At 59.3% G+C, this 8,765-nt stretch carries 6 protein-coding genes and 1 riboswitch; of the genes, 4 read left to right on the plus strand and 2 right to left on the minus strand.

The genetic code is table 11. The annotated features are described in order from the left end of the window. Nucleotides 1-10: 10 nt before the first annotated feature. Together pqqA and QZ534_RS14415 are read right to left on the minus strand one after the other, a co-directional pair. The gene (pqqA, locus tag QZ534_RS14410) at nt 11-82 is read right to left on the minus strand and encodes a pyrroloquinoline quinone precursor peptide PqqA (protein ID WP_007153157.1); all 72 of its coding nucleotides are present in this window, start codon (nt 80-82) and stop codon (nt 11-13) included. Nucleotides 83-417: 335 nt separating this feature from the next. After that, nucleotides 418-1,938, minus strand: coding sequence for an aldehyde dehydrogenase family protein (locus QZ534_RS14415; RefSeq protein WP_296935242.1), 1,521 nt, complete (start codon nt 1,936-1,938; stop codon nt 418-420). Between the two features lie 375 nt (nt 1,939-2,313). Beyond that, nucleotides 2,314-2,420, plus strand: a riboswitch (guanidine-I (ykkC/yxkD leader). A gap of 58 nt (nt 2,421-2,478) precedes the next feature. Between QZ534_RS14415 and QZ534_RS14420 the strand changes: the two genes are divergently transcribed. The 4 genes from QZ534_RS14420 to QZ534_RS14435 all read left to right on the plus strand — a co-directional run bounded on the left by QZ534_RS14420 (nt 2,479) and on the right by QZ534_RS14435 (nt 8,628). Continuing rightward, the gene (locus tag QZ534_RS14420; RefSeq protein ID WP_273093961.1) at nt 2,479-3,204 is read left to right on the plus strand and encodes an urea amidolyase associated protein UAAP1; all 726 of its coding nucleotides are present in this window, start codon (nt 2,479-2,481) and stop codon (nt 3,202-3,204) included. Between the two features lie 12 nt (nt 3,205-3,216). After that, nucleotides 3,217-3,855 carry an urea amidolyase associated protein UAAP2 gene (locus tag QZ534_RS14425; RefSeq protein WP_296935246.1) on the plus strand — a complete coding sequence of 213 codons (639 nt, stop codon included), beginning with the start codon at nt 3,217-3,219 and terminating at the stop codon, nt 3,853-3,855. After that, nucleotides 3,846-7,481 carry an urea carboxylase gene (gene uca / locus QZ534_RS14430; RefSeq protein ID WP_296935248.1) on the plus strand — a complete coding sequence of 1,212 codons (3,636 nt, stop codon included), beginning with the start codon at nt 3,846-3,848 and terminating at the stop codon, nt 7,479-7,481. The genes QZ534_RS14425 and uca overlap by 10 nt, the downstream gene beginning before the upstream one ends. Before the next feature lie 139 nt (nt 7,482-7,620). Beyond that, nucleotides 7,621-8,628: a putative urea ABC transporter substrate-binding protein gene (locus QZ534_RS14435; RefSeq protein WP_296935254.1), complete on the plus strand. Its 1,008-nt coding sequence runs from the start codon at nt 7,621-7,623 to the stop codon at nt 8,626-8,628. Nucleotides 8,629-8,765: the final 137 nt, after the last annotated feature.

Raw genomic sequence — 8,765 nt, forward strand, 5'->3', positions numbered from 1 at the left:
GCTTCAGCACTCAGCGATTGGCGAAGTACATGGTGACTTCGAAACCGATGCGGAGATCTTCGTAGGCTGGTTTGGTCCACATAATGCTCACCTCTATTGTCATGATTGTTAGCGCATTGCGGGTGAATCAACGACATTGCCGATAACCCAGTTCCCATCCTATCGGCGGGGGCAAGGGGCCAATATGGTACTTTGGAACTGTTTTGGTGCCTCCCTAGGTCGCACATGGCTGGCGGCATGAAAACACGCCGGCCTCAAACGAAAAAAGGCCCTGGGAAGGGCCAAAAGAGAGTGACAGAAAAACCCGAACTCTCGTCAGAGAGTCGCCCCGGCCAGACACCGGGGAATGAAGGTGCACATCCAATGTGCTGACTCACAGGCGGGCCCGTGTGGGAGGCCCGCCTACCGCTCACAGATTCAGAAGAAACCCAGCGGATTGGTGTCGTAGCTCACCAGCATGTTCTTGGTCTGCTGGTAGTGCTCGAGCGCCATCTTGTGGGTTTCACGGCCAACACCGGACTTCTTGTAGCCACCGAAGGCGGCGTGGGCCGGGTAGGCGTGGTAGCAGTTCATCCATACACGACCGGCCTGAATGGCACGACCCATGCGGTAGGCACGGTTGGTGTCGCGGGTCCAGACGCCGGCACCCAGACCAAACTCGGTGTCGTTGGCAATGGCCAGGGCTTCTGCTTCGTCCTTGAAGGTGGTAACACCCACCACCGGTCCGAAGATTTCTTCCTGGAACACGCGCATCTTGTTGTCGCCCTTGAACAACGTGGGCTGGATGTAGAAGCCGTTGTTGAACTCTTCATCCAGGTGCTCGCGGTCGCCACCGGTCAGTACCACGGCACCCTCTTCCTTACCAATGGCCAGGTAGGACATGATCTTGTCGAACTGTTCCTTGGATGCCTGGGCGCCGACCTGAACGTCGGTATCCAGCGGGTTGCCGCGTTTGATCGACTTGGTGCGCTGCACCACTTTCTGCATGAACTCTTCGAACATGTCTTCCTGGACCAGCGCCCGTGACGGACAGGTGCACACTTCGCCCTGGTTGAAGAACGCCAGAACCAGACCTTCCACGCACTTGTCGATGAACTCAGGCTCGGCCTTCATGACATCGGAGAAGTAGATGTTCGGCGATTTGCCACCCAGCTCAACCGTGGACGGGATGATGTTCTCCGCCGCGCACTTGAGGATGTGGGAGCCAACCGGGGTGGAGCCGGTGAAGGCAATTTTGGCAATACGCTTGCTGGTGGCCAGGGCCTGACCGGCCTCGATGCCGTAGCCGTTGACGATGTTCAGTACACCCGGCGGAAGCAGGTCGCCAATGATTTCCATCAGAACCAGGATGCTGGCAGGAGTCTGCTCGGCAGGCTTCAGCACGGTGCAGTTACCGGCAGCGAGGCAAGGGCCCAGTTTCCAGGCGGCCATCAGCAGCGGGAAGTTCCAGGGAATGATCTGACCAACAACGCCCAGGGGCTCGTGGAAATGGTACGCCACGGTGTTGTGGTCGATCTCGCCCATATGACCTTCCTGGGCACGGATACAACCGGCGAAATACCGGAAATGGTCGGCCGCCAGCGGAATGTCGGCGTTCAGAGTTTCACGAACGGCCTTGCCGTTATCCCAGGTTTCAGCCACAGCGAGCTTCTCGAGGTTGGCTTCAATCCGGTCGGCGATTTTCAGCAGGATGTTGGAACGCTCGGTCGGTGAGGTCTTGCCCCATGCCGGCGCTGCTTTGTGCGCGGCGTCGAGTGCGAGTTCAATATCTTCGGCACTGGAACGCGGAATTTCACAGATAACATCGCCGGTTACCGGGGTGATGTTCTCGAAATACTGGCCTTTTACCGGGGCAACCCACTCGCCACCGATGTAGTTCTCGTAACGGGATTTGAAAGAAACGACGGAGCCATCCTTTCCTGGTTGTGCGTAGATCATGATCTCGACCTCTTGTTGTGTTTGTCGCAGGGCAACGCGGCCTTTCGCGTTTACCCATTCAATGTAGACCTCAATCCCGGATGTTTGAATGATGCGATGGAGGCGAAAAACTCCTCCCTTGGTAGTAGATGTCTGGAAGGCCACACAATCCGTGGTCTGGCTGGAAAATTAAACTCTGAAAATAAATGCACAGGAAAAGCCCGCAACGATGCACAAAAACAGTGCGCTCGCCCAGACAAGAAGCAAGCCGGGCCTCCGCCTCAAGCTCCACAGCAATAAAATCAGTGAGTTAGCGATTGGCATGGAGTCTGCAGAAGGGACAATACGCAGCGAGAGGTCGGTTACTGAAACCACAATCAAAGCGCCACAATCTGACCAATGGTCAACTAGGGTTCCGGTCTGCATCCAATGAATGCAGACGACTGGTCCGAGAGTTGACGACCTTTTCCAAGGTTACACGGCGGGACAAAAGCCCGGGAGGATCGCTCAGTTACTGACGCCTCTCGCTTTTTTGAGTGCCCTAACCAGGAGGAAAAGGCCATGTTGCAAACCGCAGCCCCCCTCTACGACGATCTGATTCCCGGCGGATCCCACTGGTCCTTTATCGTGCGCCGCGGCCATGTGCTGCGTCTGATTGACGAAACCGGCGGTACCAACGTCGGCATGTTGATGTACAACCCCGAGAACCCGCTCGAGCGGTACAACATGCCGGACACCCTGAAGAACCAGCACACCTTCCTGCTCACTAAAGGCCACGTGCTGCTCTCGGACATGGGCCGGGTGTTTGCCTCCATCATCCGCGATGATCTTGGCTGGCACGATACCGTCGCTGGCACCTGCAACGCCGATCTGGTGGAAAAGCGCTGGGGCAAAAAGACGTATCAGGAAGCCCATAATCACTACCACCGGAACGGTTTCAACAGCTTTCTGAACGAACTGGCTAAATACGGCCTCGGCAAGAAAGACCTGACCGCCAACCTGAACTGGTTCAGCAAAGTAAAAACAGATGACGACGGCAACATGGCCTTCTCCGAGGGTCACTCCCACGCCGGCGCCACCGTCGACCTGCGCTTTGAAATGGACACCATCGTGGTGCTGCACACCTGCCCGCATCCGATGAACCCGGCCAGCGAGTACCCCAGCCACCCGTTGCGGTACCAGTTGTTCAAGGCGGCCCCGGTAACCGATGCCGATCCCTGCAAGACGTCGTCCCCCGAGGCCACCCGGGCCTTCGCCAATAACGCCCTGTACCACCTGTTCCAGTAACGGAGGCCGGAAATGATCAAGCAAAGCGTATTGAAGCCTGAAAACGCCGCCTTCCGTGAAACCGTGCCGGCGGGCGAGTATTTCCTGAAAGTGGTGAAAGCCGGCGAGACCGTCCGGATCCTGGATCTGGAAGGCAACCAGGCCGCCGACACCCTGTTTTACAACGCCCACAATCCGACCGAACGCTACAGCGCCGTCGACACCATCCGCGAGCAGGGCAATGTCTACCTGACGGCTGGTTCTAAACTGATGTCTTCTGAAAACAACGTGATGCTGGAAATCACCGCCGACACCTGCGGCCGTCACGACACCCTGGGCGGTGCCTGCGCGGCGGAGAGCAACACAACCCGTTATGCCCTCGAGAAAAAGTGCATGCACTCCTGCCGGGACAGCTGGCTGGTGGCCGTCACCGAACACGAAGAGCTGGGCATGACCAAGCGCGACATCACCCACAACATCAACTTCTTCATGAATGTCCCGGTCACGGCCGACGGCGGACTCACCTTCGCCGATGGCATTTCCGATGCCGGCAAGTACGTGGAGCTGGAAGCGAAGATGGACGTGCTGGTAATGATCTCCAACTGCCCGCAGCTGAACAACCCGTGCAACGGCTGGAACCCGACACCGATCGAGGTGCTGGTATGGAGCTGAGCGGCGCCCTCAATAACCCCAGCAAAGTCCTGATCGCCAACCGCGGCGCCATCGCCTGCCGGGTTATTCGCACGCTGCGTGACATGGGGCTGACCTCGGTTGCCGTCTACGCCGAAGCGGATTCCGATTCGCTTCACGTGCGCGAGGCGAACGAGGCGTATTCCCTGGGCGAGGGCCCGGCAGCGACCACCTATCTGGACCAGGACAAACTGTTCGAAATTATCCGCAAGAGCGGTGCCGGCGCCATCCACCCCGGCTACGGGTTCCTGAGCGAGAATGCCGATTTTGCCCGGCGCTGCGACGCCGAAGGCGTGGTTTTCCTGGGCCCGACACCCGAGCAGATGGAGCAATTCGGTCTCAAGCATACGGCACGGTCACTGGCTGAAAGCGCCGGCGTACCGCTGCTACCAGGCACCGGCTTGCTGACCAATCTGGAGGAAGCGCTAAAAGCCGCCGAGACCATCGGCTACCCGGTGATGCTGAAAAGCACCGCCGGCGGTGGCGGCATTGGCATGTCCCGCTGCTACGGCCCGGACGATCTGGGCAAGAGCTTTGAATCGGTCCAGCGCCTGAGCCAGAACAACTTCAGCAACAGCGGCGTGTTCCTGGAAAAATTCGTGGAACACGCCCGCCATGTCGAAGTACAGCTTTTCGGCGACGGCCAGGGCCAGGTGTTGGCCCTGGGCGAGCGTGACTGCTCGGCCCAGCGGCGCAACCAAAAAGTGATCGAGGAAGCTCCGGCGCCCGGGCTATCCGACGACGTCCGCTCCCGCATGCACGCGACAGCCCGTCAGCTGGGTGAAAGCATTGGCTACCGAAGCGCCGGCACCGTGGAATTTATCTACGACCCGGACACCACCGAGTTCTACTTCCTGGAAGTGAATACCCGCTTACAGGTGGAGCACGGTGTGACCGAGCAGGTTTATGGCGTGGATCTGGTCCGATGGATGGTGGAACTGGGCGCCGGCACCCTGCCCGACCTGGAAAAACTGGGCAGCAACCTCGCGCCTTCCGGCCACGCCATCCAGGCCCGGATCTATGCGGAAGACCCCAACAAGGATTTCCAGCCCGGCGCCGGCCTGCTCACCAACGTGGCCTGGCCCGAGGACGAGGCCCTGCGAATCGATACCTGGATTCAGCCGGGCACAGAGGTGTCGCCGCTTTATGATCCCATGCTCGCCAAGGTGATTGTGCATGAGGCCGATCGCGAATCGGCCCGCCAGCGGTTGATGCAGGCACTCGACGACAGCCAGCTCTATGGCATCGAGACCAACCTGAAATACGTGCGCCAGGTGCTGGACGACCCGCGCTTTGCCGAGGGCAGGCTGTTTACTCGAACCCTCAACGAATTCGATTACCAGCCGGCGACGGTGGATGTGCTCAGCGGGGGCACCCTGACTACCATTCAGGATTATCCCGGCCGCATCGGCTACTGGGAAATCGGCGTGCCACCGTCAGGCCCGTTTGACAGCTATTCCTTCCGCCTTGGTAATCGCCTGCTTGGGAATGCTGAAGGCGCTCCGGGCCTGGAAATCACCCTCAAGGGGCCGGGGCTGACATTCAACCGCGCTACCCAGATTACGCTGACGGGCGCCCAACTGGACGCAACGCTGGACGACGAACCGGTCGCCTTCTGGCAGGTGATAGACGTACCCGCCGGCGCCACCTTGAAACTGGGCGCCACCACCGCCGACGGCGCCCGGGCCTATGTACTGTTCCGCGGAGGGCTGGACTGCCCCGAATACCTGACCTCCTGCAGCACCTTTACGCTCGGCCAGTTCGGCGGCCATTGCGGCCGCGCCTTGCGGGCCGGCGATGTGCTGGCCCTGGCGGAGTCTGAGCCAACCAGCCTGACCACTCTCCCTGCCGACCTGAAACCGACCATCGGCAAGACCTGGAAACTGCACGTTACCTATGGGCCCCATGGCGCGCCGGATTACTTTACCGACGAAGACATCAACACCTTCTTCGCCAGCGATTGGGAGATTCACTACAACTCCAGCCGCACCGGCGTACGACTTATTGGCCCGAAACCGCAATGGGCGCGCAGTGACGGCGGAGAGGCCGGCATGCATCCGTCCAACATTCACGACAACGCTTACGCCGTGGGCTCCGTGGATTTCACCGGCGATATGCCGGTGATTCTCGGTCCTGATGGCCCCAGCCTGGGCGGCTTTGTCTGCCCGGTGACGGTCATCAGCGCTGATCTCTGGAAACTGGGGCAGCTGAAAGCCGGTGACAAGGTTCAATTTGTTCCGGTAAGTCAGGACCAGGCCGTGGCCCTGCGGGAAGCCCTCGACGAGTCCATCGCCACCCTGACCTCAGCGACCGCCCATATCAAACCGATCACACCAACCTCCCCGATTCTGGCGTCACTCAGTGACGATGAACACGAAACCGGCGTGATCTATCGGGCCGCCGGCGACAACTACGTGCTGGTGGAATACGGCCCGATGGAGCTGGATATCCGCCTGCGCTTCCGCGCTCACGCGCTGATGCTGTGGCTGCGCGAGCAGAATCACGATGCCATTCTGGAGCTGACCCCCGGCATCAGATCCCTGCAGGTGCATTACGACAGCCAGAAACTGAACCAGCGAACCCTGCTGGATCTGCTGATCGGTGCCGAAAAGGAACTGGAAAAACAGCCCGAGTGGGATGTGCCCGCGCGCATCGTGCATTTGCCCCTGTCCTGGGACGACGAGGCCTGCCAGACCGCCATCGCGAAATACATGCAGTCGGTGCGCAAGGACGCCCCCTGGTGCCCGAGCAATCTGGAATTCATTCGCCGCATTAACGGGCTGGACAGCATCGAAGACGTGAAGAAGACGCTTTTCGAGGCGAGTTATCTGGTGATGGGTCTGGGCGACGTCTATCTGGGCGCCCCGGTTGCTACCCCACTGGATCCCCGGCACCGGCTGGTGACCACCAAATACAACCCGGCCCGCACCTGGACCGCGGAAAATTCCGTAGGCATCGGCGGCGCCTACCTGTGCATCTACGGCATGGAAGGCCCGGGCGGTTACCAGTTTGTTGGTCGCACCCTGCAGATGTGGAACCGCTACCGCACCACTGACCTGTTCGAGGCCGGCAAGCCCTGGCTGCTTCGGTTCTTTGACCAGGTGCGCTTCTACGAAGTCAGTGCAGAAGAACTGCAGCAGATCCGCCGGGACTTTCCCAATGGCGACTACCCGATAAAGGTCGAGGAAACCCGCTTCAACCTGAAGGACTACGAGCAGTTTCTGGCGAACAACGACGATGAGATCCAGACCTTCACGGCCAAGCGGAAACAGGCCTTCGACGAGGAACTGCAGCGCTGGATCGAGTCTGGCCAGATTAACTTCAGTTCCGAAGCACCGATCGAGGACACCGGCGAAGACGACATTGCCAACCTTCCGGCAGGACAGCACGCGGTGGAAAGCCATGTGGCCGGCAACCTCTGGGAGTGTCTGGTTAAACCCGGCGACACCATCGATGCCCAGCGGCCGGTGGCGGTTATTGAATCCATGAAGATGGAAATCGAATTACTGAGCCCCGTGGCCGGGCGCATTGTGGATGTGCGCCGGGAAGCGGGACAGGCGGTCTCACCCGGAACGCCGGTCGTGATTGTCGAAGAGATTACCGAGTAATGCCAGCAACCCCAAAAAACTGAAGAAAGACCAAACCTGCAAACACGGGCAAGGCCCGAGGAGAGACACCATGACTACACGCGACATCACCAAACGCCTGGCGGCCGGTCTGTTCACGGCCTCCCTGGGACTAGGATCCATGGGAGCAATGGCCCAGGAAAGGGATTCCTTCAGCATTGCCTGGACCATCTATGCCGGCTGGGTGCCCTGGCAGTATGCCGAGGACTACGGAATCATGAAAAAGTGGGCGGACAAGTACGATATCGAGGTGGATATCGTGCAGGTGAATGACTACATCGAGTCCATCAACCAGTACACCGCCGGCCAGTTTGACGGTGTGGTAGCCACCAGCATGGATGGCCTGTCGATCCCGGCTGCCTCCGGCGTGGACACGACTGCGCTTATCGTGGGCGACTACTCCAATGGTAACGACGGCCTCGTATCCAAGGATGCCAAGACCATCGAAGAGCTGGAGGGTGAAACCGTTCACTTGGTTGAGCTCTCTGTATCGCACTACCTGCTGGCCCGGGCACTGGCAAGCGTCGGTCTCGAAGAGCGTGATCTGAGCGTGGTGAACATTTCCGATGCCGATCTGGTTTCCGCGTTCCAGACCGACGATGTCCGCCATGTGGCTACCTGGAATCCGCTGCTGGCGGAAGTGGAAGCCTACCCGGGTGCGACCAAACTGTTCGATTCCAGCCAGATTCCGGGTCACATCAAGGACCTGACCCTGGTGAACACGGAAACCCTGGCCGACAACCCGAAGCTGGGCAAGGCGCTTGTGGGTGCCTGGTACGAAACCATGAGCATCCTCGCCTCCGATAGTGAAGAAGGTCAGGAAGCGCGAGCATTTCTCGGTGAGCTCTCTGGCACCGACCAGGCCGGTTATGAGGCTCAATTGGCCGGCATGAAGATGTTCTGGGAACCGCAGATGTCAGTGGATTTCATTAACAGCAATGAAGCCCTGGACGCCATGGACAGCGTTCGTCAGTTCTCTTTCGAGAAGGGGCTGCTTGGGCAAGGTGCGATGAGCCCGGACTTTGTGGGCATCGAGTTTCCGGATGGGTCGATCATGGGTGACACCGGTAATGTGAAGCTTCGGTTTAACGACAGCTACATGCAGATGGCGGCAGACGGGGAGATCTGAGCAATTTTCCTCTAAAACTCTGCTAGGATCGGGCACGATTAGTCGTGCCCTTTTTTGTGGGCTTCGGAGGTGGATTGGCTTTGGGGGGAGGCTTTCCAAAACACGCTCCTTGCGGCACATCCATGTGGCGCTTGGGC

Origin of the sequence: uncultured Marinobacter sp., assembly GCF_913055835.1 — a bacterium.
Classification (GTDB): Bacteria; Pseudomonadota; Gammaproteobacteria; order Pseudomonadales; family Oleiphilaceae; genus Marinobacter.

Coding starts and splice junctions, on each gene's coding strand:
- QZ534_RS14425 (WP_296935246.1), top strand. CDS start 3,217: ATGATCAAGCAAAGCGTATTGAAGCCTGAAAACGCCGCCTTCCGTGAA.
- uca (WP_296935248.1), top strand. CDS start 3,846: ATGGAGCTGAGCGGCGCCCTCAATAACCCCAGCAAAGTCCTGATCGCC.
- QZ534_RS14435 (WP_296935254.1), top strand. CDS start 7,621: ATGGGAGCAATGGCCCAGGAAAGGGATTCCTTCAGCATTGCCTGGACC.
- QZ534_RS14420 (WP_273093961.1), top strand. CDS start 2,479: ATGTTGCAAACCGCAGCCCCCCTCTACGACGATCTGATTCCCGGCGGA.
- QZ534_RS14415 (WP_296935242.1), bottom strand. CDS start 1,938: ATGATCTACGCACAACCAGGAAAGGATGGCTCCGTCGTTTCTTTCAAA.